Here is a 23,307-nt window from a genome sequence, read left to right as displayed (position 1 = left end):
CTTATGCGAAACGATCTCATCATTCTGGGTGACAGTTGGCATAAAGACAGTGCCACCAAGCAGCTGATCGAACCCCTACTGTCGGGCCGCAAGGTGCTCTGGCTAGAACCGGACACCGACACCGCCGAAGCATACTGGCCGCAGGGACAGGCATTCGCCAATCTGTACCGCTTAGGCTTGAAACAGTACCACTGGAGCCGATGGTTGGGTCGCAGTCAATGGCAACAGCAGGCCCGGCAAATACGCCAGGCGATCAGTGATCATGGCTTGCAGGATCCCGTGCTTTGGGTGACACGAGCCGAGCTGGAACCTCTGCTGGAGGAGCTGAGCGACATCAAGGTGGTCTACTTCTGCAATCAGGCCCCGGGGGTAGGTCATCCGTTGGTGGAGCGCGCCGAACTGATCTTGGCCATCCGTCCTGAGCCGGTGCAACAGTGCCCGGCGCACAAGACCCAGTTGCTCTGTAGCCAGCCGTTACCCTTGCAGCTGCGGCCAAAGGATTTGCCGGCCAACCGCCCCTTGATCGGCTTTTGCGGTCGCCTGGATGATCGGCTGGATTGGGAACTGATCAACGACGCCGCCCGCTGGCGCCCAGACTGGAACTGGGTGCTAATTGGACCCAAACAGACCCGTCGCCTGGATACCCTGTTGCGGCTGCCCAACGTCCTCTGGTTGGGGGAAAAGACCCAGCAAGAGTACGGCGCCTACCTGCAATACTGGCATGTTACGCTTTTGCCCTTGCTGGAGTGCCCCGGCATTGCCAATAGCTATGGGCTGACCATCCGCGAGTCATTGGCACTGGGGAAACCCGTGGTGACCCGGTTCAAGAGCCAGCACGGGGGATATCAGCCCCTGCTGACCCGCGTGAGTAGAGGGGCTGACCTGGCCGAATTGCTGCCGGTGTTGAGTCTCGCTCCTGTCCACCCCCAACTGGGGCAACGGCAAGGCTGGCTGGGCGAACCGGCAAGAGCACATACCGGCAGCTGGGCGGATCAGGCGGCCAACATAGATGCCTGGTTGCAACGGCTAAGCTAGTTAATCTAGCCGACCGGCAGCCTTACTCCTGCGAGGAGGCGGCCCACGCCAGCCGTTTGCGGTAAATGGTGGATGGACTCAGCTCCAGCAGGGCGGCCGCCTGAGGAATGTTGCCATCACATTGGTCGATGGCCTGCTCTATGGTTTCTTTTTCCACCAGCCACATGGGTCGGATAGCCTGGTTTGCCAAAGATGGGAGACCAGGCTGTTCGCCTGGTTCCGGCATGACATATTTCGGTCTAAGCTGATCCAGCGGCGGGGGCAACATGCCCACCTCGACCCGCGGGCCGGACTGCAATACCACTATGTTACGCACCACATTCTGCAACTGGCGGATGTTGCCCGGCCAGGTATATTCCAAGAGCAGCCGCTCAGCCTGAGGGCTGAAACCGTCGAAACGCTTCCCTTCCTCCTTGGCAAACTCAGCAAGAAAGCGGCGAGCGATCTGCAGTACATCCTCACCACGCTCACGCAGGGGCGGCAGTTGGATGGGGATGACATGCAGGCGATAGTAAAGATCTTCACGAAAACGTCCGGCCTTCACCTCTGCAAAGGGATCCCGGTTAGTGGCGCAGACGAAGCGCACATCCACCTTCTCCTGTTTGCTGCTGCCCACCCGAGAGAAGGTGCCGCTTTGAATGAAGCGCAACAGCTTGCTTTGCAGCTCCAGCTCCATCTCGCAGATTTCATCCAGAAACAGGGTGCCGCCATCGGCACGGGCCGCGGCGCCTTCCCGGTCACTCTGCGCCCCGGTAAAGGCACCTTTGACATGGCCAAAGATCTCGCTCTCGATAAGATCCCGCGGGATGGCCGCACAGTTGAGCACCACCAGCGGCCGCTCACGCCGCGGACTCAGCTGATGTAATGTCTCGGCACAGACTTCCTTGCCGGTGCCGCTCTCCCCCGTGATAAACACGGTGGCCTTGCTGGCCGCCGCACTCTCAATGATGCGGTAGACCCCCTGCATAGGCAGTGAGCTGCCCAAAAAGCCACCGAATTGGTTGCGATCGTAATTGTCCCGGTAGCTATCCACCAGAGAGCTCAATTGTTGGTGACGCACGCCGTTGTGTACCGTGGTACACAGACGCTTGCCGTCGAAGGGCTTGGTTAGGAAGTCGAAGGCGCCAAGACGCATGGCCTCCACCGCCACATCCACAGAGCCGTGGGCCGTGATCACCACCACGGAACAGGGCAGGCCCTGCTCGCTGATAAACTTGAGGATCTCCATGCCGTCCATGTCCGGCAGCTCTAGATCCAGCAGTACCACCTGCGGCAACCGCTCCGGCAAGGCCGCCAAGACGGGCTGACCCAGGGCAAAATGGCATACCTCGTAACCCTCGTTACGCAGATAGTCCTGATACAGCAGGGCCAAGGTGGGGCTGTCTTCCACCAAAAAGAGTAGGGGTTGGCTCGATCGATTCATCATTATTATTCCCGCGTGCGTCTTAGGGTGTTTCTAGCAAAGCCGCTCCAGCAGGACAAGGGTTAGGTCATCCTGGATAAGGTCGGCGTGATGGGCATCAAACAGCTGCAAAATACTCTCTTGGGTCTCTTTAATCGGTACCATGGCGCTAGAACGCAGGTGTGCCACCAGATCCTGCTGCCAGCGACTGGGCAATTCATCGTTACTTTGGCAACGCAAACCATCGGAATGGATCAGCAGGCGTTCCCCCTGGCGCAAGGGCACCACAGACTCCTGGGCATGAAAATCCCCTCCCAGACCGGTCATTTGCCCCTTGTCCGGCAAGGGCACTATAGCCTCTTCACCGATCAGCCAGGGCATGGGGAAGCCGGCGGAGGCCAATGTCACCTCGCCACTCTCTTCCAAGGTCAAGGCCAGCACATGCACCTGAGTCTGACTCAGCAGGGGATCCTCCAGCATGATCTCGGCCAGGCGATGGAGCACCTGCGCCGGCCCCCAGCCATGGGGCAAGGCACATAACAAACCCCGCAGGTAACCGGCATAGGCATGGGCAAAACTCCTGGCCTGCTCGGCCCGTCCCATCACATCCCCCAGGATCAGGCGCCGCCCCTGTTGGATGATGAAGTCACTCCCCCCCAGCTTGGCGCCACGGATCCCCATGCTCAAACCAAACGGCGCTATGCTGGCGGGCAGATGGGGACGCAACGAGGCCGTCACCAAGGGATCCAGGTGATCGGCACAGCGCTCCTTGCGGTTCTGCTGGCGAAATAGCACCCGACTGACCACCGCCAGCAACTCGGCCTTGCACACCGGGGTCAGCAGGTAATCCTCCGCCCCCAGGCCGGCGGCCAGCAAGCGGGTCTCCGGATCCTGGCTGCCGGTGAGAAACAAGAAGGGCGGCAGATCCTGGCGTTGCTGCTCGGCCAACGCAAACCGCAAGGCCAGGCCGTCGAAGGGCTCCTGGCCAACGTCGGAGATCACCAGATCGGCGCCCTGCCGCTCCAGCACAGACAAGGCCTCCCGAGCCGAGCCGAAGGTCGATACGGTGAAGCGTTCACTCAAGTAGTCGGCCAGCAGGGTTCGCATGATCAACTGGTGATGGATCAGCAGGATCCGCCCATGCAACTCGTTTTGCCTGAGTTCCAGGGTGCAGAGGTTGGCGAGCGGCAGACGCCGATAGACCACCTCCGCCAGCATGGGATCCGGCAGCTCCCAGCCAGGTTCTGCCAGCAGGGTGTCCTCATCCAGGGCCAGATCTATGGGTTGTGGTTGGCAGGGATCGAACGGTGGCGCGTCGTCCTCGATCTCCAGTTGCCAGACCTGTTCCAGATGGTACAGACGTACCCTGAGACAAGAGGGATGGGCATGATGCACGCTGCGGGAGGCCAGCTCGGTGAACAGGCGGCGCCAATGACCTATCTGCCGCTCCCCCCAGCCCTGGCAACGCAATACCCGATCCAGGCTCTGTCGGCCCAGCCGGATACCACTAAAGTCTGCTGGCAGGTGTGCTTGCCATACCAGCGTTTCCTTGTCCTGAGTCTTCATGCAGGAACGACCGCCTTCTACTCCAAGCAGTTGAAAACCAACGAGGGGCTACCCCACCAGTTTGGGCAACGCCTTGCGGCGAAGAGGCTGAATTTACAAGAAAGTGGGATGGCCCGCACACATTAATTGGACTACTGCCAACCTTGCTCCAGTGCGGCCTCGGCGGCATCGGCGTCCAACATGGCCTGCTCATCGGCAAAACAGGGGATCAGCCCATCGATGCCATGGATAGTCAGTTGTTCCAGCAGCGGGCCGGCCGGGCACAACAGGCGCAGCCGCCCACCAAACCAGCGCAGTCGCTTGTACAGATAGACCAAGACCCCGACGCCGGTTTCATCCAGGTCACTGACGGCCCGCAGATCCAGCACCAACCGACAGCGCGGCGCCAGTTTCTCTTCGCACAGGCTCAGCAGTTCGCCGGCGGAGACTTCGTCCAGTTCACCACCCAGCACCACATATTGATACGGCTCGGGCAGTCGTGTGGCTGATAACATAAGGACACCTCGTAAGACGAACAAAGATGTCCTTGTCCTGCAATTGCCAAGCCAGCTTTTAAGTCTCGTCCGCCCGGCAAATGCCGGCCTAGCGCTGCAATCTGCGCATGAGGCCCATCGGCTGGCTGGCAATTTGCAAATTGCAGCTAGTTTACCGCCGGCCCCCGCTCCAGCCAGATGAGCTCCAGGCCGCGCTGTTTGAGGGCCTGGGCCACCGCATTGGTCGGTCGCTCATCACTGATGTGAAACTGCTCCAACTCCTTGGCCGGCTGGGCATAGCCGCCGGGCTGGGTGCTGGAGCCGGCGCTGACGCTGGTGATGGCCAGGGGGATCAGGGCATCCCGCAGCTCGGGGCGCTCCCGGGTGGACAACGATAGCTCCAGTTCCGGATCCAGCAACCGCCAGGCACACACCAGCTGCACCAGCTGACGCTCGCTCACCGGGCTGACCGGTGATATGCCACCGGTACAGGGCCGCAGCCGCGGAAATGACAGGCTGTAGCGGCTGCGCCAGTAGGTCTTGCGCAGATACTGCAGGTGATGGGCCAGCATCAGGCTATCGGTGCGCCAATCCGCCAGCCCCAGCAGCACCCCCAGGCCTATCTTGTCCACCCCGGCCTGCCCCAGCCGATCCGGCGTGTCCATGCGCCAGGCCATGTCCTGCTTCTTGCCCCGCAGATGGTGTGCGGCATAGCTGGGCGCATGATAGGTCTCCTGATAGACCATGACGCCATCGAGTCCCATCCCCACCAGCTCGGCGTACTCGTCCGTCGCCAGAGGTTGCACCTCCATCATCAGGTAGGGGGCATAGGGCTTGATAAGCGGCAGCATGCGGCGAAAATAGTCGATGCCCCCCTTGCGCTCATGCTCGCCGGTAACCAGCAACAGGTTCTGGTATCCCAGCCTGGCAATGGCCTCGCACTCCGCCAGCACCTCCTGCTCGTTCAAGATCTTGCGCTTGATGGCGTTGCTCATGGAGAAACCGCAGTAGCTGCAGTCGTTGGCGCAGAGGTTGGTCAGATACAGGGGCAGATACATGCTTACCCCCTGGCCAAAGCGCTGGCGGGTGAGTCGCTGGGCGGCCTGCATCATCTGGGGCAGATAGGGCTCGGCGGCGACCGAGATGAGGGCGGCAAAATCCGCCAGGCTCTTTCTGGGCCGCGCCAGGGCGGCGGCCACCTGCTCGGCGGTGGCATTCACCACCTGGGCTTGCAGCTGGTCCCAATCCAGTTGCTGCCACTGCTGATAGAAGCTCATGCGGGATCCTCCAGCAGGCGCAGCAAGAAGGGATCCAGCGGACTGCTGGCCACCGCCCGTTGGCTCACCGCCCCCAGTCCATGCTCATAGGCCAGGCGGCCGGCCTGCACCGCCAGGGCGAAGGCTTGCGCCATAACAACAGGATTGCCGGCCACCGCGATGGCGGTATTCACCAGCACCGCATCGGCCCCCAGCTCCATGGCCTCGGCGGCATGGGACGGTGCCCCCAGCCCCGCATCCACCACCACGGGGACACCGGACTGCTCCATGATGATCTGCAGCATCTGCCGGGTCGTCAGCCCCTGATTGGAGCCGATGGCCGCCCCCAGCGGCATGACGGCGGCACAACCCGCCTCCTCCAGCCGCTTGCACAGCATGGGATCCGCGCCGCAATAGGGCAGCACCACGAAACCCTCCTTCACCAGCTGCTCGGCAGCCTTGAGGGTCTCGATGGGATCGGGCATCAAGTAGCGTGGGTCGGGGTGGATCTCCAGCTTGACCCAGTGGGTGCCCAGGGCCTCCCGAGCCAGGCGGGCCACGTAACAGGCCTCCTCGGCGGTACGGGCCCCCGAGGTGTTGGGCAGCAGGTTGACCCCCAGGCCGCGCAGGGGCGCCAGGATCTGCGGGTCCTCGCCGGTCAGCTTGACCCGCTTGATGGCCAGGGTGGTCAGCTCGGAGCCGCTGGCGGCGATGGCCTGGGCCATCAATTCGGCGCTGGCGAACTTGCCGGTGCCGGTGAAGAGCCGGCTGGCAAAGCTGCGGCCGGCAATCTTGAGTGGTTGAGTCTGCATGCTAGCCTCCGGCTATCACGGAAAAGATGTCGATACGATCCCCGGCCGCCACCGGCGTCAGGGCCCATTTCAGACGGGGGATCACCGCCTGGTTCAGTGCCACCGCCACTCCGGCGGGGATCTGGGGTGGTTCGCCCCGCCCCAGTCCCTCGGCCAGCAGCAGGCCAGCCAGGCTCAGACCGATGAGCCCCTGGCGGGGGCTGTCATTGACAAAAAAATCCATCGTTTGCTTATTCATTCATTGCTCCTCCAACGACGCGGCACAGACGGGGCAGCCGGGATCCCGACTCAGGGCAAAGCGCTGCCAACGCCCGCTTAAGGCCTCGTGGCGCAGCACCTGGCCGGTATTCGGGCTCGGCAGGTCGGCTAGAAAGCGCAAGGCCTCCAGCGCCAGCTGACTGGCGATGAGCCCCGCCATGGGCCCCAGGATGCCGGCATTGGCGCAGCTGTCGGCCTCATCCTGAGCAGAAAACAGGCAGTGATAGCAGCCCTGGGTGCCACGCAGTCCGGGCTCAAACAGCGCAATCAGCCCCTGCCAGCCCGCCACGGCCCCGCTTAACAGCGGCACGGCGGCCGCCACACAGGCGGCGTTGACCGCTTGGCGACTGGCCAGGTTGTCGGTGCAGTCGATGACCAGATCCAGCGGCTGCCCTTGGGGACACAGCAGTTCGGGCAGCGAGTCCGGGCTCACCGCCGGCAGCGGACATACCCGGCAGCCGGGGTTGAGGCGGGCCAGATGGCGCTGGGCGGCCTGAGTCTTGGGCTGGTTGAGATCCGCCTGGGTAAACAGGATCTGCCGGTGCAGGTTGGACAGCCCCACCCGGTCGCCATCGCTGAGATACAGTTGCCCCACCCCGGCTCCCGCCAGATAGAGCGCCACCGGCGAGCCCAGACCGCCGGCCCCCACCAGCAGGACCCTTGCGCAGGTGAGACGCCCCTGGGCCACCTCGCCCCACTGGGGCAGGCTCAGCTGGCGGGCATAGCGAGCCCAGTTGGCCTCGGAGAACGGCTCAGCAGACGACATTCGACACCTCCGCCTCGCCACCTGCCCCCACCTGGGCCAGCAGCGCTCGGGTGACGGCCTGGGGATCCGCCGCCTGGGTGATGGCGCTCACCAGGGCCACACTGGCGACGCCGGTGGAGAGCACCCCCGCCACCCGCTCGATGCTGATGCCGCCGATGGCCACCGCCGGGTAGCCTTCCAGCAGTTGCACCGCCTCCGCCAGCCGCTTGAGTCCCTGAGGCGCGGACGGCATCTGCTTGGTCTGGGTGGGGAAGATGTGCCCCAAGGCGATGTAGGAGGGCCGCAGCGCCAGGGCCCGGGCCAGCTCGCCGTGGCCGTGGGTGGAGACGCCCAGCCGCAGGCCGGCGCGGCGGATGACCGCCAGATCCGCAATCTCCAGATCCTCCTGTCCCAGGTGCACGCCGTAGGCGCCATGGCGAATGGCCAGTTGCCAGTAGTCGTTGATAAACAGCCGCGCTCCGTATTGCCGCCCCAGGGCGATGGCGCGGATGATCTGCTCTTCAAGGGTCGGATCATGCGGATCCTTGATGCGCAGCTGCAGGGTGCGCACGCCCCACTGCAGCAGCCGCTCGATCCAGGCAAGGGAGTCCACCACCGGATAGAGCCCCAGCCGGGCAGGGCAAGGGGCGAATGGCTCAGATGCAGGCGCCAGAGCCGCTGCGGCGCTGGCAAAGACCAGCGGCAGGTGCTGCCGGCCATGGGGTACGCCCAGCCGCGCCAAGGGGCCAGGCCCCTGCCCCACGCCCTCGGCCGCCGCGAGCCCCTGTTGCAAATAGGCCCGCGCCAGGGTGACGGCGTCAACCAGGGCATCCCCCCGGGCCAACAGGGTGGCGATGGCACTGGCGTCGCTGCAGCCGGTGCCGTGACCGTGGCGGGTAGTGAGTCTGGGTGCCGCCAGCCACAGGGATTGACTCGATGTGAGCAGGTAATCGAGACAGATCGGCCCCGCCCCGTGCCCCCCCTTGACCAGCACGGCGGCGGCGCCCCGGGATTGCAGCTCGGCGGCGGCGCGCTCAATCTGCTCCGGCGTGTCCACCGGCAGCCCGGTGAGGGCCGCCAGCTCCGGCAGGTTGGGGGTGATCAGGGTCAGCTGCGGCAGCAGCCGATCCCAACCGTCGGACTGGACCAGCCGGCCCATGACCTGGCCCGTGCTGGCCACCTGCACAGGATCGTAGATCACCGGGGGCCGCTGCCCGGGCGCCAGTTCGGCCAACCAGTCGCTGAGCCAGGCTAGCTGCTCATCGCTTGCCAATAGCCCCACCTTGATGGCGGCGGGCCAGAGGTCTTCGGCCAAGGCGGTGCGCTGGGCCTCCAGCAGCGCCAGGCTGACGGGCGCCACCGCCGTGACCGCCACGGAATTTTGCGCCGTGATGGCGGTGACCAGGGTGCAGCCATGGCCCCCCAGATCCTGGATGGTCAGCAGATCCGCCTGCAGGCCGGCACCGCCGCCGCAATCCGACCCCGCCAGGCTCCAGACGATGGGACGGCTCATGGCCGGCCCTCGCCGTCCAGCACCGGCTGGTAGAGTTCGCTGCCTTCGGCCACGAAGCGCGCCGACTGGGCCTGCATGCCGGCCTGCCGTGCGGCCTCTTTCTCGGCCTCCATGGCCCGCACCTCTTGGCTTATCTTCATGGAGCAGAACTTGGGGCCGCACATGGAGCAAAAATGCGCCAGCTTGCCGGAGGCCTGAGGCAGGTCCTCGTCGTGCAGCGCCCGGGCCGTCATGGGATCCAGTGCCAAGTTGAACTGATCCTCCCAGCGGAACTCAAAGCGCGCCTTGGACATGGCGTCATCCCGTATGCGGGCGGTGGGATGGCCCTTGGCCAGATCGGCGGCATGGGCGGCAATCTTGTAGGCGATGAGCCCCTGCTTGACGTCCTCCTTGCCGGGCAACCCCAGGTGCTCCTTGGGGGTAACGTAGCAGAGCATGGCGCAGCCAAACGAGCCGATGAGTGCCGCACCTATGCCGGAGGTGAAGTGATCGTAACCCGGGGCTATGTCGGTGGTCAGGGGACCTAGCGTGTAGAAGGGGGCGCCGTGGCAGTGTTTCAACTGCTCGTCCATGTTGGCCTGGATCAGGTGCAGCGGTACGTGGCCCGGGCCTTCTATCATCACCTGCACATCGTATTGCCAGGCGATCTGGGTCAGCTCGCCCAGGGTACGCAGCTCGGCGAACTGGGCCTCGTCGTTGGCATCGGCGATGGAGCCGGGCCGCAGGCCATCCCCCAGGGAGAGGGCCACGTCGTACTGGGCGCAGATCGCGCAGATCTCGCGAAAATGGGTGTAGAGGAAGTTCTCCTCATGGTGGGCCAGGCACCACTTGGCGATGATGGAGCCGCCGCGGGAGACGATGCCGGTGACCCGCTTGGCAGTGAGGGGCACGTAGGCCAGCAGCAGACCGGCGTGAATGGTGAAGTAGTCCACCCCCTGCTCCGCCTGCTCGATCAGGGTGTCGCGCATCAGCGCCCAGGTCAGATCCTCGGCCTTGCCGTTGACCTTCTCCAGCGCCTGGTACATGGGCACGGTACCGATGGGTACCGGGCTGTTGCGCAAGATCCACTCCCGGGTCTCGTGGATGTGCCGGCCGGTGGAGAGATCCATCACGGTGTCGGCGCCCCAGCGGGTGGCCCACACCAGCTTCTCCACCTCCTCTTCGATGCTGGAGGTGACCGACGAGTTGCCTATGTTGGCGTTGATCTTCACCAGGAAGTTGCGGCCTATGATCATGGGCTCGGCCTCCGGGTGGTTGACGTTGGCGGGGATGATGGCCCGGCCGGCGGCCACCTCGGCTCGCACAAACTCGGCGCTGATCCCCCCATCGGCCAGCCCCTGGCTCTCCCGCAGGGCGATGAACTCCATCTCCGGGGTGATGATGCCGGCCCGGGCATAGGCCAGCTGGGTGGGACGTTGACCCGGTTTGGCACAACGGATCGGCGCCGTCTGCGCCATGCGCGGCAGATCCGCCGCCGTGATGGCCTGGCGATGAGCCCGGGTCAGGCTGGCGGTGGCGGCCACGGGCGCACAATCCCCCCGTTCTTCGATCCAGGCATCCCGCAGGCGAGGCAGCCCCTGGCTCACATCCAGCTGGGCCGCGGGATCGCCGTAGGCGCCGGCGGTGTCATACACCAGCACGGGGGCATTGGCCTCCAGCACAGGCGCCTCCGGCGTGCCCCCCACCAGGGTCGGCGAGAGGTGGATGCGGCGCATGGGTACCCGGATATCCGGCCGGCTGCCGGTGACGTACAGGCGATCCGAGTTGGGGAAGCTCTCCCCGGCCAGCTGGCCGATATAGGCCCTGGCCTGGGCACGGCGCTCGCGGCGGGAGGGAGCGGTAGCGTCAGTGAGGGACGCGCGGGTTTGAGTTTCTGTCGACATAGCAAAGCTCACCTTGGGTTGTGGGTTTGCTTGTCTGAAGTGTTGAGGGCGGGTTGGCGGACTCCCGGGGTGGGAGCTGGACGCCGACAAACAGACAGGTCGTCTGGGTCGGCGCCCTTCCAGTGTCGTCCTGGCGATCTATCGGTGGACGGCAAGCCATTGGCGCCTTGTATCCCTTCGCAGGTATTAACCTGATCAGGTTCAACGGATCCCGAATTAACGGTCTCAGCCCCGGGGGGCACTCCGACAAGTGGCCAAAAGTATGCCCCGCTGCTGGGCAGGGCACAAGTCCGACTAGCTCAGGGGGATGGACACGGCAGCACTATTCCCCGTCTGAGTGGCAACCTGGCCCCCCTCCGGCAGTCCCAAAGCCCGATGGGGCGCCACCGGCACCTGGATCACCAGGGCGCCGTAGGGTGCCAGGATCTGTTCGACCGCCAGCGGCCGCTGTTCCCAGAAGTCCTGACTGCCCAGCGGCAAGGTGACGGGCTTGGGCTCGCCCTGCCAGTTGAACAGGCAGCCCAGCCAGTGATCCTCGAAGCGCACCCACCCCTGATCAAAACTGGTATCGGTGAAGCGCAGCGGCGGCACCCCCGCCTCGGTCAGGGCTTGCAGGCGGGCCACCTTGGCCTGCCATGCCGAGCCCAGGGCCTGCAGCCGATCCCCCAGCAGCAGGCTGCCACCGGCGGCCACCAGGGTGGCCAGGTGAAAGTCGTATTCGGCCGGGCAGGCCTGCTGACCCGGAATGTCCAGCAGGCACAGGCAGTCGGGATCCAGCCGCCACAGGCGGTCCGCCTGCCAGCTGCGGTAGAAGATCTCCCGCGCCAGCTGACGAAAGCGCGGGCCGCTGCGCTCCACGTCATCCGCCACCCGCATGCCGTGTACCAGCCCCAGGCTGGGCCACAGGGGCGCGTTGCACCCCAGCAAGAAGGCGTCCGCCCCGGCCCCCGCCAGCATGGCCGCCAGGCCCGCGCGATAGGCGGCCACCCGGCTGCCCCCATCGTGCCGGTCACCCGCCGGCAGCAGCCCCCAATAGAGGGCATCGAGCTTGAAGTAGCGGATGCCGTAGTCGCGCCGCAAGGTGGCAAACAGCCCCCGCAGGTGGGCCTGCACCTCAGGATGACTGCCATCCAGGCAGTACCAGGGAGTGCAGCGCCAGCCGCCATAGGTCACCTGCTCGGCGGGAATGGGCCGACCCTGCCGGTCGTGGATAAACCACTCCGGATGGGACTGGAACAGCTGGGAATTGGGTTCGGCAATAAAGGGCGCCAGCCACAAGGCAGGCTCTGCCCCTTGCGCCCGGATCTGCGCCACCAGGGGCGCCAGACCGCCGGCGAACTTGTCGCTGGGCCGCAGCCAGTCCCCCATGGCGGCCTGAAAGCCATCGTCGATCTGCACAAATTCCAAGCCAGGCCAGTGAGCCTGCAACTGGCTGAGGTTCTCTTCGATGTCGGCGCGGCTGACATCGGCATAGTAGTGATACCAGGAGCACCAGCCGGTGGGACGGCCGGCCGAGGTCAGGGGCGGATGCTGGGCGCAGATCCGCTGGGCCAGCTGCTCCAGCACAGCTTCGCGGGTCGGCCCCTGGGTGATAAACAGCGGCTCGCTCTGCCAGGTTTCGCCATTGGCTGGCTGTCTCCCATCGGTATCCATCAGGATCTGTAATCGGCCCCCCGGATAGAGCCGGAACACGCCGACAAACTCGCGGCAGGCGGTAAAGCCCATCAGGGTCCAGCCGTTGGCCTGACGCACCAGCAGCAGGTTGTAGCAGCTGTGATAGCCTTTTTCCGCCCCCAGACCATAGCTGGCATCGGGGCAGCGGCCCACCGGCTTGGGGGCATCCCAGGTGCCGGCGGTCTGGGCCAGCATCTGATAACCCTCACCGTAGATCTCGAACACAGGTTCCTTGAAGGGATGGCCGTCATACAGGATCCACTCGGTGGCCTCATGGCCCTCCTGGGAGCTAGTCAGTGACTGACGACCGGCGGCCTGCTGCAATGCGGGGCCGTCCCAGCGCACCACCACCTCGTCGGCCTGCCACATGGGCAGAGCAAATCCCGGCAGCGCTTGGGCCTGGATAAGCAAGCCTTGGCGAAAAGCCTGCAGCCAAGGGGTTGGCCCCTTGGGCATGGGTTGACTACTCATAGCGTATTACCCTGATTTCCTTCGTTTTTATGATATTTGTTTTGGATGGACAGCCTAATGCCGACTTTCGTCCTAGGTCAACTCTGCTAAACTGTGACCCCCTCTTCATTTTTCGGAGTCATCATGGCGTGGTTGTTGCCCCGTTTGCGCTTAGCCTGCGTGCTGTTACGGGATGCCTTGGTGCTGTTTGCCTGCCTGTGGGCCGGCAAAGCCATGGCCGCCCTGCTGCCATTTAGTTTTCCGGGCAGTATTCTGGGCATGTTGCTGCTGTTTGTCCTGCTGAATCTGCAAGTAGTGAAACTGCGCTGGGTGGAAGCCGGCGCCGGTGTGCTGCTGCGGCACATGGCCCTGCTGTTTATTCCGGTGGGAGTCGGCCTGCTGGCCTATCTGGACGCCTTCGCCGATTCCCTGCTGCTCATAATGCTCAACGTGTTGGCCGGCATCACCCTGATATTGCTGGTGGTGGGCCGTCTGTATCAGAGGTTGAACCAATGATCTTCTACCTGGCCCTGCCCTTGACCCTGGCGCTCTACCTGCTGACCCGAGCCCTCTATCGCCGCTTCCCCCTGCCGTTCATCAATCCCGTGCTGATCCCCATGCTGATCATCATGGGCCTGCTGGCCATCTGGCAACTGCCGCTGGAGCAGTACAAGGCCGGCACGGCGCCCATCACCTTCTTCCTGGAGCCGGCGGTGGTGGCCCTGGCACTGCCCCTGTACAGCCAGATGCGCCACATCCGTGCCAAGCTGCTGCCGATCCTGCTGTGCTGCCTGCTGGCGGTGCTCATCAGCGTGGCGGGCACTCTGCTGCTGGGACATTTCCTGCATACGCCTCGCGACATGCTCAGTTCGGTGGCAACCCGTTCCATCACCACCCCCCTGGCCATGAGCGTCAGCCAGAGCCTGGGCGGGATCCCGGATATTGCCGTGGCCATCGTCATCCTGGTGGGCATACTGGGGGCCCTCATCGGTTTTCCGCTGCTCAAGCTGTTCGGTGTCAAGGATCCCCACGCCCAGGGGCTGGCCATGGGGGCTTGCTCCCACGCGGTGGGCACGGCCGCCGCCGCAGAGCAGGGGGTGGAACAGGGCGCCTTCTCCTCCCTGGCCATGGTGCTGTGCGGCATCCTCACCGCCCTGGTGGCACCCCTGCTGTTTCATCTGCTGGCTTGATGGGGCAGTTCACGGCGTCAGAATTTAAAAACGTTTGATTTTAAAACGGTTCCTCAAGCACGATAGGGATCACATTTTGACGGGGCGCTCCCTCCTACCATGGCGCCCCGTTTATGTTTCCCTCATCCGAGCCAGGAGCGCCTCATGTTCACCGCCGTCCTCGATGCCATCGCCACCCTGCCCACCCCACTGGCCAGCCTGTTAGCCGAACAGCTCGAAGCCAACCAGGCACACGGGGCGGCGGCCCGTTTGAGTGCAAGCCAATGGCAGGCCTTGCAGGGCCGAAGCGGCCTGGACGATACGGCCTTGAGTCTGGCCCTGCTGCCGGTGGCGGCGGCCTATGCCCATACCCCCATCAGCCATTTCAACGTGGGGGTCATCGCCCTGGCGGCCAGTGGCACTCGCTACTTCGGCGCCAATTTCGAATTCCCGGATCAACCATTGGGCGCCAGCATTCATGCCGAGCAGTCCGCCATCAACCACGCCTGGCTGGCCGGTGAAACCCGCCTCCTCAGCCTGACGGTCAACGCCTCCCCCTGCGGCCACTGCCGGCAGTTCATCAATGAGACCCAGGGCGGTCCAGGGGTGCAAATCCAGCTGCCCCAGGGCCGCTTTAGCCTGACGCAGCTGCTGCCGTACGCCTTTGGTCCGACGGATCTGGGCATCACCCAGGTGCTGATGAGTCCGCACTGCCAACCACTGGCGCCCCTGGATGGCGATAGCCTGTTGCAGCACGCCCGCACCGCCGCCGAGGCCAGCTATGCCCCCTATTCCGGCGCCTTGGCCGGGGTGGCATTGGCATCGGCCACGGGCCAGATCATCACGGGCCGCAGCGCCGAGAATGCCGCCTACAACCCCTCCCTGCCGGCCATGCAGTCGGCCTTGGCCATGGCCCATCTGCAGGGCTGGGATCTGCGCCAGATCCGCCGTGCCGCCCTGGTGGAGGCCCGGGCCGCGACCTCCCAGTTGACCAGTGCCCAAACCGTGCTGGCCAGCTTGTGTCCGGCGACACTGGACTACCTTGCCGTGCCCCAGCCGGTGGCGGAGCGGCCGTAGTTTATGCCCGGTTCAGCCTGCATCCTGGTCGTCAGGCTGAATGGCGGCTGAGCCATCGATTTTCCGGCCACATTCCGGGTTTTACTGGCGCCATCGGCTGGGGTAAAGTGCCGATCCCGCCAGGACTCAACCTCGGCTATTTTTTGGATTTCACCCCGATAGGGACACCTCATGCGCCACCACGTCGCCCCCATATTAGTGGGCCTGTTGCCACTGCTGAGCGCCTGCAGCAGCAACGCGCCCGTGACTCACGCCGCCACTGTCCAGACCGACAGCAAGTTGTTACCCTCCGTCCCCCCTGCCACCACCGGCTCCTGGTTGCAGGACCAGCGCAAGCTCAAGGCAGGCCAGCCGACTGACGACCAGCCGCTGGGGGACTATGCCGCTCACCCCAAGGCCCAGCAGTTCATCGATTACATGGTGGTCAAACACCAGTACGACAGGGATCAGCTCACCTACTGGATCAATCATGCCCAGCGTCTGGATTATGTGCTGCGGCTGATGGATAACCAGGCCCCCTCCAGTGCCACCCCCACAGGACCAAACGGTGCCTGGCTGCGTTACCGGCAGAAATTCATCACCACGCCCAATGTGCAAAATGGGGTGGATTTCTGGCAGGAGCATGACGAGACACTCAGACGTGCCCAACAGCAGTATGGGGTACCGCCGGAGATCATCGTCGGCATCATAGGGGTGGAGACCCGCTGGGGCCGGGTGATGGGCAATACCCGCCTGCTGGATGCCCTGGCTACCCTGGCGTTTGACTATCCCCGACGCGAAACCTTCTTCACCGGCGAGCTGGAGAACTTCCTGCTGATGGCCCGGGAAGACGCCGTCGATGCCCATGAGCTGCGCGGCTCCTTCGCCGGCGCCATGGGCTACTGCCAGTTCATGCCCTCCTCCTTCAAGGCCTATGCGGTGGACTTCAATGGCGATGGCAAGACGGATCTGTGGGATCCCGAAGATGCCATCGGCAGCGTGGCCAACTATTTCCGCGCCCATGGCTGGACCCCCAATGATACGGTGGCGGTGAAGGCCCGGGGCCAAGCCAAGGGTCTGGAGGCAGGTCTGCAGCACAGTTATCCGCTGCGCACCCTGCAAGCGGCCGGGCTAAAGCCAGTGGGTCCAGTGCATCACGCCGAAGCCACCCTGCTGCGACTGGATGTGGGCAAGGGCTATGAGTATTGGTATGGCCTGCCCAACTTCAACACTATCACCCGCTACAACCGCAGCGTCTATTACGCCATGGCGGTCTGGCAACTGGGCGACGCGGTGAAGCAGCAGATGGCCTACGCCTACCAGTCGGCCAATTAGTCTCTGCCGCAAAGCACAACGGGGAGCCAGGCTCCCCGTTGTGGGTCAGTTGATTCGGTGACGTTAGTGAGGCTTAAACTGATTGGTGACCGGATCGTAGAAGTAACCAATCTCTTCCATCTTCATGTCCAGCTGGCCCTTGGTGAAGTTGAAGGTGGCCAGCAGATCCTCCAGATCCGGGCACTCCAGCCGCAGTTTTTCGTTCACTATGCCCAGCAAGATGTTGGCGTCCATGCGCAGGTAGCCGCTCAAGTCCATAGGATGTCTCCTCTGTTTGCCTGGTCTGCTTAACTATAACGCCAGCCCGGGGCACCATTGCAAGGCGACATCACATTTTGTTAACGCTCCCAGTAGGCCTCTTCCAGGCTGTCTTCGCGCTCCGGCAGGCCGCGGGACAGCCGTGGGCTGCTCTGGCACAGCACCTCGTAGCTCACCCGGTTGGCGTACTTGCACAGCTGGGCAAATGAGGAGTATGAGAGAAACGGTGCCACATGCTTGGCGGAGTTGGGCACGGAGGTGCGGTGAAAACAGTTGGCCGCCATGTCATGCAGCACGGCCGACAGGGCGCCATCGCCGGCCCCATTGGTGTTCTTGATCTTATGCGGGCCACCCATGTAGGGCGAGATATGGGAGAACACCGCCAGGGGCGCCTGGCAGTCCGTCCGCCGCATGGGACGGCTGAACTCGAAGCGGTTGAACTCAGGAATACAACCGGGTAACAGCGGGTGGCTGGTCTCCCGCTTGAAAGCCTCGTCGGTATAGCCGGCCATGAAGAGCCCCAAGGGGCCGGCGGTACAGAGCACCAGATCCGCCCACTCCAGTGCCTTGGCGGCCGCCGCCAGCGGATCCTGCTGCCCCGTGAGTACGGCCCCCTCCTCTTCGTTCATCGCCAGCACGGTGACGTACTCGGCGATGAAGGCCTGCCACCAGGCGGGATCGGCCTCGATGACGTGCCGCGTCCCCAGGGTCAACACCACGGGAACCCCGGCCGCCTTGGCCAACGACACCGCCTTCATGGCCGAGGCTTTCATGGTATCGCCCTCTTCCCCCCGCACCAGATAGGCACTGATCACCAGGGCCGCCGCCCCGTTAATCACGGACTCCGGAATGTACTGGTGACTCAAGCGGTTCATGGCGCCGGGGCTGATGCCGAAGCTGCGATCGCCGTCCTGGGTGACAAAGGTGAAGCAGCGGCCGATGGGCCCCTGCACCGGTTGCAGGTGGTTGAGATCCACCCGTGACGAGGTGCTGCACAGATACCGATAGGCATAGCTGCCCACGCCGATCTGCTCGCTCATCACCCCCAACAGGATGGAGCGGGAGTCGCTGAGCACGGAGTAGTTGTGCAGGGTATTGGCCACAGTGCCACCGGCAAACTCGCTCTCCACCAGCTGGCCCGCCAGTATGGCCTGATAGATGGCCTCCGCCGTGTCATCACTCACCAGCAGGGAGTGGCCCTTGCTCAGGCCATAGCGCGCCAAAAAGGCATCATCCACATGGGCCTCGATATCCACCAACGTCTGGTCTATTCCCACCACATAGGGCGGTTGACCCTCTGGGCTGGCGAGGGGCTGGATCATGGGATCGCGACGGTCCACCGGGAAGTAATGCTTGGACTTGCGTTGGCCGGGAAATTTCATCTGGGACACCGGGTTCAGGCTGGGGGCGCGCATGGTAACACGCCCCTTTTGCCCGAAAAAAGAGGGGGGTCAGGACGCAAACGGTTTTCCGATGCCCAGGGCCTGACTGGCCAGCTGGGCCAGCAAATCCAGGTGTTCCGGCTGGTCATTCAAGGCCGGAATATAGTGGTACGCCGCCCCCCCGGCGGACAGGAAGGCGGCCTTGCCCTCCTCGGCTATCTCCTCCAGGGTTTCCAAACAATCGGCGGCAAACCCGGGGCAGATGACATCCAGTCGCCGCACCCCACTGGCAGGAAGCTGCAGCAGGGTCTCGTCCGTATAGGGTTCCAGCCAAGGCTCTTTGCCGAAGCGGGACTGGAAACTTAGGCGCCACTGCTCCGCGGCCAGGCCCAGCTCCTGGGCCAAGGCGTTCGCCGTGGCCTGACACTGGGCCGGATAGGGATCGCCTTCTTTGGCATACCGCACCGGGATGCCGTGGAAGGAGATGAGCAGACAATCCCCCTGCCCGTTTTGCTGCCAATGTTGGCGTACCCGATTGGCCAGGGCGGCGATATAACCCGGGGCCAGGTGGTAGTCCCGCACCAGGTGCAGGGCCGGCACATTCTTCTCACGGCGCATCACCCGTGCCCAGGTATCCAGCACCGGCGCCATGGTGGTGGAGGAGTACTGCGGATAGAGCGGCAACAGGCAGATCTCCTCGACCCCCTGCTCCTTTAGCTGTTGCCAGGCGGTGGCCAATGAGGGTTCACCATAGGTCATGGCCAGGCACACAGGCAGGTCGATATCGGCCTGTAGCAGTCGTGCCTTGATCCCGGCCTGCTGCCGCCGGCCGATGGCCAGCAAGGGGGAGCCATCAGGGGTCCAAATGGGGGCATAGTTGCGGGCCACTCTGGGGCTGCGGCGGGGCAGGATCACCAGCTCCAGCAGGGGGCGCCACAACCAGGGGGCGAGGTCCACCACCCGGCCGTCACTCAAGAAGGGGCGCAGGAATGCCTTGACCCCTTCCGGAGTCGGGCTTTGGGGGGTTCCCAGATTCACCAGGATCAGACCTTGCTTGTGGCGCATCGTGTTTCCTCAGGCAAAAAAAACGTCCGTACAAGACGGACGTTAATACAGCGGAAAGGGTTGGGCAACTTAGCCCAGCAGAGCGGCCAGCTGGCTGCTCACGGCGCTGACCGATTGGGTACCATCCAGGCGCTCGTAACGGGTACGGCCGGCATCGGCTTCGGCCTTGTAATAGCCCACCAGGGGTTCGGTCTGCTGGTGGTAGATGTCCAGGCGCTTGCGCACCGTGGCCTCTTCGTCATCCGGACGGATCACCAAGGCTTCGCCGGTGACGTCATCCTTGTCGGCATCCTTGGGCGGATTGAAGACCAGGTGGTAGACGCGGCCCGAGCCCGGGTGCACCCGACGACCGGCCATCCGCTTGACGATCTCTTCATCCGGCACGTCAAACTCCAGCACGAAGTCGATGGTGATACCCGCTTCTTTCATGGCATCGGCCTGGGGAATGGTACGGGGAAAGCCATCCAGCAGGAAGCCCTTGGCACAGTCGGCCTGGGCGATGCGCTCCTTGACCAGACCAATGATGATGTCATCAGACACCAGTTGGCCCTGATCCATCACTTCCTTGGCCTTGAGGCCCAGGGGGGTACCGGCCTTGATGGCGGCCCGCAGCATGTCCCCGGTGGAGATCTGCGGAATACCGTACTTGTCCATCAGAAACTGAGCCTGGGTGCCCTTTCCTGCGCCCGGGGCGCCGAGCAAAATGATGCGCATAAACTGCTCCCTAAATGTCGGATACGTCTAAATATTCAATTGCGGCGCAAAAGCTACACGCTTTCCGAGCTTTCCTCAACCTTTTGCGTATCCCCCAGATTGGCATGGCGCTTCAGGTCATAGTACTGCTGCTTCTGCTGGTACATGGCCTTGTCCGCCATGCGGTACAAGGAGGCCAGATGGGCACTGTGGGTGTCGGCATAGCCCACGCTGAAGCTGATGCCATGCTCACGCCCCGCCAGGCTGGCAGGTTGGAACTGCGCCTCTTCCAGCCGCTTTTGCAGCCAGGCCCGTTGGCTTAAACCCTCACCGGTCAGGACGATGACATACTCATCGCCGCCGATGCGATACAGGTAGCTGGTGACGCCCTGGACACAGTTGCGCAACCGCTCCGCCACTGTCTTGAGCAAGGCATCGCCGGCTTCATGGCCCTGGGAGTCGTTGAGCTCCTTGAGCCCATTGACGTCCACCAAGAACAGGCCCACCTCGGTATCCAGTGCCGTCTCCAGGCCGGTCATCAGCTGATCGAAGGCGATGCGGTTGCCCAGGCCGGTGAGGCCATCGGTACGGGCCCAGAACGCCAGCTTGTTGTTCAGCGCGCGTTTTTCCAGGTAGCCGCCCAGCTCACGGGCAAACAGCAAGAGTCCCTTGAGCTCTTCATCCCGCAGGCTGCGGGCCGCCACCTGCAACCAGCCACTGCCGTGATTGGTGGGCAGGCTGAAGCTGTACACCCCGTCCTCCAGGGTATAATCCTCATCGCTGCGATAACGGGGTGCCGGATTGTGCTGCGGGAAGCCCTCATCCTTGTGCTGCACCGTCACCATGGGCTCGCCCAGGCTCAGACTGATGGCAAACGGCAGTCCCAGCTCGCAGGCCGTCAGGTGCTTGACCGCACTCTTGAGCACCTGTTGCGGGGTGGAGTCATCGGTGAGGTGCTGACGTAGCAGGATCAGCTGGTTATAGAAGCGATTGGTGATCTCGATACGCTGCAGGCTCAACGCCAGGGTATTGGTGCGCTCCTCCACCTTGGACTCCAGGTTCTGGTTCAGCAGGGTGAGCTCCTTGAGGTAGATATCCTTCTCATTGGCCAGGCTCTCCAGCTGATGATTCTGTCGCTCCAGATCCGCCACCTGCTCGCGGATCCGCCCCTGCATCTCCATCAGCAGCCGCTCGGTATGGGCAAACTCCCAGATGCGGGTGTTGGAGTTCTCCACCGGCAGGCCACCTTCCATGCGCTGAATGATGCCGTTGAGACCGTTGAAGGCACGCAGTACCGGGGCGGAGAAGAGGCTCAAGACCACCATCAGAAACAGCATCACCAGCAGCTGCACCACCAGGAAGGGACGAATGAATTCCTTGATGGCGGTATCCATACTCTCGATGGAGCGGCTGACCCGGATATACAGGGTCAAGGCATCGGTAAAGTCCCGGTCCTGGATGTCCATCGACAGGGTCTGGTTAACGGTGTTATGGGGCAGGTTGGTGAGCTGGGGCGCTATCTCCAGCACAGTGCTGTCCTCCACCTCCTGCTGTTTGTGCAGACGATTGAAGGGCACCAATGCCAGCAAAAAACCCTGCACGGCCTCCTGCTGACGCAGACCGAAGCTGGTGACCACGGTGGCAAATACCAAGCCTTCGTTATTGCCTTCGGAGATCAGCAAGGGATCCTTGATGGACCAGATGGCCCCTCCCTGGACCCCCTCATTGGCCGACTTGCGCAGCTGGGCCAGCTTGGCCTGCAGCACCTTATCCTGTTCCAGCGGCCGGATCCGGCCGCCGTAGTTTTCCTTTACCATGCCGTCGGGCGTCAGCAGATAGAGGGACGAGATGGCGCCGTAGCGATTGGACAGCGCCTCGAAACGAGCCTGGACCTGACCGCTGTAGATGAGGGTGGAGAGCCCCTTGATGATGCTCTCGTGCCCGGTGAGCAGCCGCAGCCCCTCCTTGAGACCGATCAGCTGACGCTCCAGGCCGTCGCGGATACGAAACGCCTCCCCCTTGAGCTCATTGGTCAGGTTATCGGCCGCATAGGTGCGCAGCGCCTGGTACTGCATCAGGCTCAAGGTACCCACCGCCACCAGGGTGAACACCAGCACCAGCAGCAGATAGAGCCGACTGAGGCGTATCATCGTGGTGTCACCTCCTGCGCCGCCCGTTGCTGCATCCACTGGGCAATCTCGTCCGGTAGATACTCCTCGTTAAACAGCATCTCCATGCCTTTGCCCAATACCAGCCAGGCGATCAGCATTTGGCGGCTGTTCGGCATGGGGCGGGAAACCAGCAGCTGCTGATACAAGCCTTTACGCAGATCCCCCATCTGGGGCAGCAAGGCATCGCCGACCGACTTGATACCGGGGAACAGACCTGAGTGTTGATACAGATCGGCCTGCACCTCGGGCGAGAGCAGGAAATGGGCCAGTGCCTGGGCGGCGGCTTGTTTTTCCGAGTCGAGCCCCTGGCTCATGGCCAGCACATAGGAGCTGGACATGGGCTGCATCTGACCACCATCGAGGCTGGGCAACACGGCGACGCCCAACTTGCCTTCCAACTGCTCCTTGAGCGCCTGAAAGGCCCAATCGCCGTCGATGAGATAATCGATCTTGCCCTCATAGAACGCCTGTTCGTTGCAGGTCAGTTCGCAGCGGGTAGCGGGGTGACGATCCGAGATGGCCTTGTAGCTTTCCAGCGCCTTGATCATCTGCGGTGTGTCAAAGCCAAAGCCCTCGCCGGCCAAGGGCCAACCATCATGGGCGGTAAGAAAGGGAATAAACCAGTAAGCCTGGGAGCGCGGCCAACCCAGCCGTCCATCCGGAATAGACTCCAGGCTCTTGGGTGGCGTCACCTTATCCTTGCGGTAGTACAACACCAGCTGATTACCCTGATTAACCGGAATGCCGTACCACTTGGTGCCGACTTGGCCATCGGCCCGCAGGGGTTGGCCCTGAGTCACACTATCCGGCCAGGGCGCCAGGTGGTAGATATCCACGTTGCTGAGCTGATCGCTGGGCATGAAATAGAGATCCGGCAACACCACGGAGGACATCACCTTGTCCCGCAACTCATCGGCGCGAAAATGGTGCTGTACGATATGATGACCGGTCTTCTTTTCGAAGCGCTCCAGCACGATGGGCCTCAGGTGCTCCAGGCTGTGGGCGTTCCACAGCAAGAGCTCCACAGCCGAGCCACACAGGGGCGTCAGGCAGGTAAATAGCAGGACAAGCAATTTGCTTTTTAACACTTTGCCTCCAAACGGTCCGGCAA

Annotated in this window: 21 protein-coding genes and 1 riboswitch; of the genes, 5 read left to right on the top strand and 16 right to left on the bottom strand. The window is 63.4% G+C overall.

Annotated elements, in window-relative coordinates:
• The first annotated feature begins 3 nt into the window (after positions 1-3).
• Positions 4-1,035 (top strand): glycosyltransferase, encoded by a 1,032-nt coding sequence (locus tag ABD847_RS00875; RefSeq protein ID WP_345009114.1) that lies wholly within the window; start codon positions 4-6, stop codon positions 1,033-1,035.
• Between the two features lie 22 nt (positions 1,036-1,057).
• Here ABD847_RS00875 and ABD847_RS00870 read toward each other — a convergent pair whose 3' ends face one another.
• The 10 genes from ABD847_RS00870 to ABD847_RS00825 all read right to left on the bottom strand — a co-directional run bounded on the left by ABD847_RS00870 (position 1,058) and on the right by ABD847_RS00825 (position 13,088).
• Positions 1,058-2,458 (bottom strand): sigma-54-dependent transcriptional regulator, encoded by a 1,401-nt coding sequence (locus ABD847_RS00870; protein WP_345009720.1) that lies wholly within the window; start codon positions 2,456-2,458, stop codon positions 1,058-1,060.
• 33 nt (positions 2,459-2,491) lie between these two features.
• Entirely contained in the window at positions 2,492-4,003 is a 1,512-nt protein-coding gene (locus tag ABD847_RS00865; protein ID WP_345009113.1) for a SpoIIE family protein phosphatase, read from the bottom strand.
• Between the two features lie 131 nt (positions 4,004-4,134).
• On the bottom strand, positions 4,135-4,497 hold the full coding sequence (locus ABD847_RS00860) for an STAS domain-containing protein (protein WP_345009112.1): 363 nt from the start codon (positions 4,495-4,497) through the stop codon (positions 4,135-4,137).
• A gap of 146 nt (positions 4,498-4,643) precedes the next feature.
• The gene (gene thiH / locus ABD847_RS00855) at positions 4,644-5,753 is read right to left on the bottom strand and encodes a 2-iminoacetate synthase ThiH (RefSeq protein ID WP_345009111.1); all 1,110 of its coding nucleotides are present in this window, start codon (positions 5,751-5,753) and stop codon (positions 4,644-4,646) included.
• Positions 5,750-6,544, bottom strand: coding sequence for a thiazole synthase (locus ABD847_RS00850; protein ID WP_345009109.1), 795 nt, complete (start codon positions 6,542-6,544; stop codon positions 5,750-5,752). Before ABD847_RS00850 ends, thiH begins: the two co-directional genes overlap by 4 nt.
• 1 nt (position 6,545) lies before the next feature.
• On the bottom strand, positions 6,546-6,782 hold the full coding sequence (gene thiS / locus ABD847_RS00845; RefSeq protein ID WP_345009107.1) for a sulfur carrier protein ThiS: 237 nt from the start codon (positions 6,780-6,782) through the stop codon (positions 6,546-6,548).
• Complete coding sequence (locus ABD847_RS00840) at positions 6,783-7,568, bottom strand: HesA/MoeB/ThiF family protein (protein ID WP_345009105.1); 786 nt, start codon at positions 7,566-7,568, stop codon at positions 6,783-6,785.
• Positions 7,555-9,060 (bottom strand): thiamine phosphate synthase, encoded by a 1,506-nt coding sequence (thiE, locus tag ABD847_RS00835; RefSeq protein ID WP_345009104.1) that lies wholly within the window; start codon positions 9,058-9,060, stop codon positions 7,555-7,557. Before thiE ends, ABD847_RS00840 begins: the two co-directional genes overlap by 14 nt.
• A complete protein-coding gene (gene thiC, locus ABD847_RS00830) occupies positions 9,057-10,943 on the bottom strand; it encodes a phosphomethylpyrimidine synthase ThiC (RefSeq protein ID WP_345009102.1) in 1,887 nt (628 codons plus the stop codon). Before thiC ends, thiE begins: the two co-directional genes overlap by 4 nt.
• Before the next feature lie 154 nt (positions 10,944-11,097).
• A riboswitch (TPP riboswitch) is annotated at positions 11,098-11,199 on the bottom strand.
• A gap of 38 nt (positions 11,200-11,237) precedes the next feature.
• Positions 11,238-13,088: a glycoside hydrolase family 36 protein gene (locus ABD847_RS00825; protein WP_345009100.1), complete on the bottom strand. Its 1,851-nt coding sequence runs from the start codon at positions 13,086-13,088 to the stop codon at positions 11,238-11,240.
• Positions 13,089-13,211: 123 nt separating this feature from the next.
• Between ABD847_RS00825 and ABD847_RS00820 the strand changes: the two genes are divergently transcribed.
• From ABD847_RS00820 to mltB, 4 genes are all read left to right on the top strand, one after another.
• A complete protein-coding gene (locus tag ABD847_RS00820) occupies positions 13,212-13,583 on the top strand; it encodes a CidA/LrgA family protein (protein WP_345009098.1) in 372 nt (123 codons plus the stop codon).
• Positions 13,580-14,257 carry an LrgB family protein gene (locus ABD847_RS00815; RefSeq protein WP_345009096.1) on the top strand — a complete coding sequence of 226 codons (678 nt, stop codon included), beginning with the start codon at positions 13,580-13,582 and terminating at the stop codon, positions 14,255-14,257. The genes ABD847_RS00820 and ABD847_RS00815 overlap by 4 nt, the downstream gene beginning before the upstream one ends.
• 144 nt (positions 14,258-14,401) lie before the next feature.
• Positions 14,402-15,313 (top strand): cytidine deaminase, encoded by a 912-nt coding sequence (gene cdd, locus ABD847_RS00810; RefSeq protein ID WP_345009095.1) that lies wholly within the window; start codon positions 14,402-14,404, stop codon positions 15,311-15,313.
• Positions 15,314-15,484: 171 nt separating this feature from the next.
• On the top strand, positions 15,485-16,627 hold the full coding sequence (mltB, locus tag ABD847_RS00805) for a lytic murein transglycosylase B (RefSeq protein ID WP_345009094.1): 1,143 nt from the start codon (positions 15,485-15,487) through the stop codon (positions 16,625-16,627).
• A gap of 63 nt (positions 16,628-16,690) precedes the next feature.
• On the opposite strand, the gene ABD847_RS00800 is transcribed toward mltB, so the two are convergent.
• The 6 genes from ABD847_RS00800 to ABD847_RS00775 form a co-directional block, all read right to left on the bottom strand.
• Complete coding sequence (locus tag ABD847_RS00800) at positions 16,691-16,885, bottom strand: DUF4250 domain-containing protein (protein ID WP_345009092.1); 195 nt, start codon at positions 16,883-16,885, stop codon at positions 16,691-16,693.
• An 80-nt stretch (positions 16,886-16,965) separates the two neighbouring features.
• The gene (locus ABD847_RS00795; RefSeq protein ID WP_345009090.1) at positions 16,966-18,267 is read right to left on the bottom strand and encodes an inosine/guanosine kinase; all 1,302 of its coding nucleotides are present in this window, start codon (positions 18,265-18,267) and stop codon (positions 16,966-16,968) included.
• Positions 18,268-18,336: 69 nt separating this feature from the next.
• Positions 18,337-19,332 (bottom strand): ferrochelatase, encoded by a 996-nt coding sequence (hemH, locus tag ABD847_RS00790; protein ID WP_345009089.1) that lies wholly within the window; start codon positions 19,330-19,332, stop codon positions 18,337-18,339.
• A 69-nt stretch (positions 19,333-19,401) separates the two neighbouring features.
• A complete protein-coding gene (gene adk, locus ABD847_RS00785; protein ID WP_345009088.1) occupies positions 19,402-20,046 on the bottom strand; it encodes an adenylate kinase in 645 nt (214 codons plus the stop codon).
• Positions 20,047-20,099: 53 nt separating this feature from the next.
• Positions 20,100-22,175 carry a sensor domain-containing diguanylate cyclase gene (locus tag ABD847_RS00780; RefSeq protein ID WP_345009086.1) on the bottom strand — a complete coding sequence of 692 codons (2,076 nt, stop codon included), beginning with the start codon at positions 22,173-22,175 and terminating at the stop codon, positions 20,100-20,102.
• Positions 22,172-23,284, bottom strand: coding sequence for a sugar ABC transporter substrate-binding protein (locus tag ABD847_RS00775; protein WP_345009084.1), 1,113 nt, complete (start codon positions 23,282-23,284; stop codon positions 22,172-22,174). Before ABD847_RS00775 ends, ABD847_RS00780 begins: the two co-directional genes overlap by 4 nt.
• Positions 23,285-23,307 lie beyond the last annotated feature (23 nt).

It is taken from the genome of Pseudaeromonas paramecii (assembly GCF_039540575.1).
Lineage (GTDB): Bacteria > Pseudomonadota > Gammaproteobacteria > Enterobacterales > Aeromonadaceae > Pseudaeromonas > Pseudaeromonas paramecii.
Note: the sequence above shows the minus strand (reverse complement) of the source record. Positions and strands in the feature narration are given on the sequence as shown.

Coding starts and splice junctions, on each gene's coding strand:
- ABD847_RS00875 (WP_345009114.1), top strand. CDS start 4: ATGCGAAACGATCTCATCATTCTGGGTGACAGTTGGCATAAAGACAGT.
- ABD847_RS00870 (WP_345009720.1), bottom strand. CDS start 2,458: ATGAATCGATCGAGCCAACCCCTACTCTTTTTGGTGGAAGACAGCCCC.
- ABD847_RS00865 (WP_345009113.1), bottom strand. CDS start 4,003: ATGAAGACTCAGGACAAGGAAACGCTGGTATGGCAAGCACACCTGCCA.
- ABD847_RS00860 (WP_345009112.1), bottom strand. CDS start 4,497: ATGTTATCAGCCACACGACTGCCCGAGCCGTATCAATATGTGGTGCTG.
- thiH (WP_345009111.1), bottom strand. CDS start 5,753: ATGAGCTTCTATCAGCAGTGGCAGCAACTGGATTGGGACCAGCTGCAA.
- ABD847_RS00850 (WP_345009109.1), bottom strand. CDS start 6,544: ATGCAGACTCAACCACTCAAGATTGCCGGCCGCAGCTTTGCCAGCCGG.
- thiS (WP_345009107.1), bottom strand. CDS start 6,782: ATGAATAAGCAAACGATGGATTTTTTTGTCAATGACAGCCCCCGCCAG.
- ABD847_RS00840 (WP_345009105.1), bottom strand. CDS start 7,568: ATGTCGTCTGCTGAGCCGTTCTCCGAGGCCAACTGGGCTCGCTATGCC.
- thiE (WP_345009104.1), bottom strand. CDS start 9,060: ATGAGCCGTCCCATCGTCTGGAGCCTGGCGGGGTCGGATTGCGGCGGC.
- thiC (WP_345009102.1), bottom strand. CDS start 10,943: ATGTCGACAGAAACTCAAACCCGCGCGTCCCTCACTGACGCTACCGCT.
- ABD847_RS00825 (WP_345009100.1), bottom strand. CDS start 13,088: ATGAGTAGTCAACCCATGCCCAAGGGGCCAACCCCTTGGCTGCAGGCT.
- ABD847_RS00820 (WP_345009098.1), top strand. CDS start 13,212: ATGGCGTGGTTGTTGCCCCGTTTGCGCTTAGCCTGCGTGCTGTTACGG.
- ABD847_RS00815 (WP_345009096.1), top strand. CDS start 13,580: ATGATCTTCTACCTGGCCCTGCCCTTGACCCTGGCGCTCTACCTGCTG.
- cdd (WP_345009095.1), top strand. CDS start 14,402: ATGTTCACCGCCGTCCTCGATGCCATCGCCACCCTGCCCACCCCACTG.
- mltB (WP_345009094.1), top strand. CDS start 15,485: ATGCGCCACCACGTCGCCCCCATATTAGTGGGCCTGTTGCCACTGCTG.
- ABD847_RS00800 (WP_345009092.1), bottom strand. CDS start 16,885: ATGGACTTGAGCGGCTACCTGCGCATGGACGCCAACATCTTGCTGGGC.
- ABD847_RS00795 (WP_345009090.1), bottom strand. CDS start 18,267: ATGAAATTTCCCGGCCAACGCAAGTCCAAGCATTACTTCCCGGTGGAC.
- hemH (WP_345009089.1), bottom strand. CDS start 19,332: ATGCGCCACAAGCAAGGTCTGATCCTGGTGAATCTGGGAACCCCCCAA.
- adk (WP_345009088.1), bottom strand. CDS start 20,046: ATGCGCATCATTTTGCTCGGCGCCCCGGGCGCAGGAAAGGGCACCCAG.
- ABD847_RS00780 (WP_345009086.1), bottom strand. CDS start 22,175: ATGATACGCCTCAGTCGGCTCTATCTGCTGCTGGTGCTGGTGTTCACC.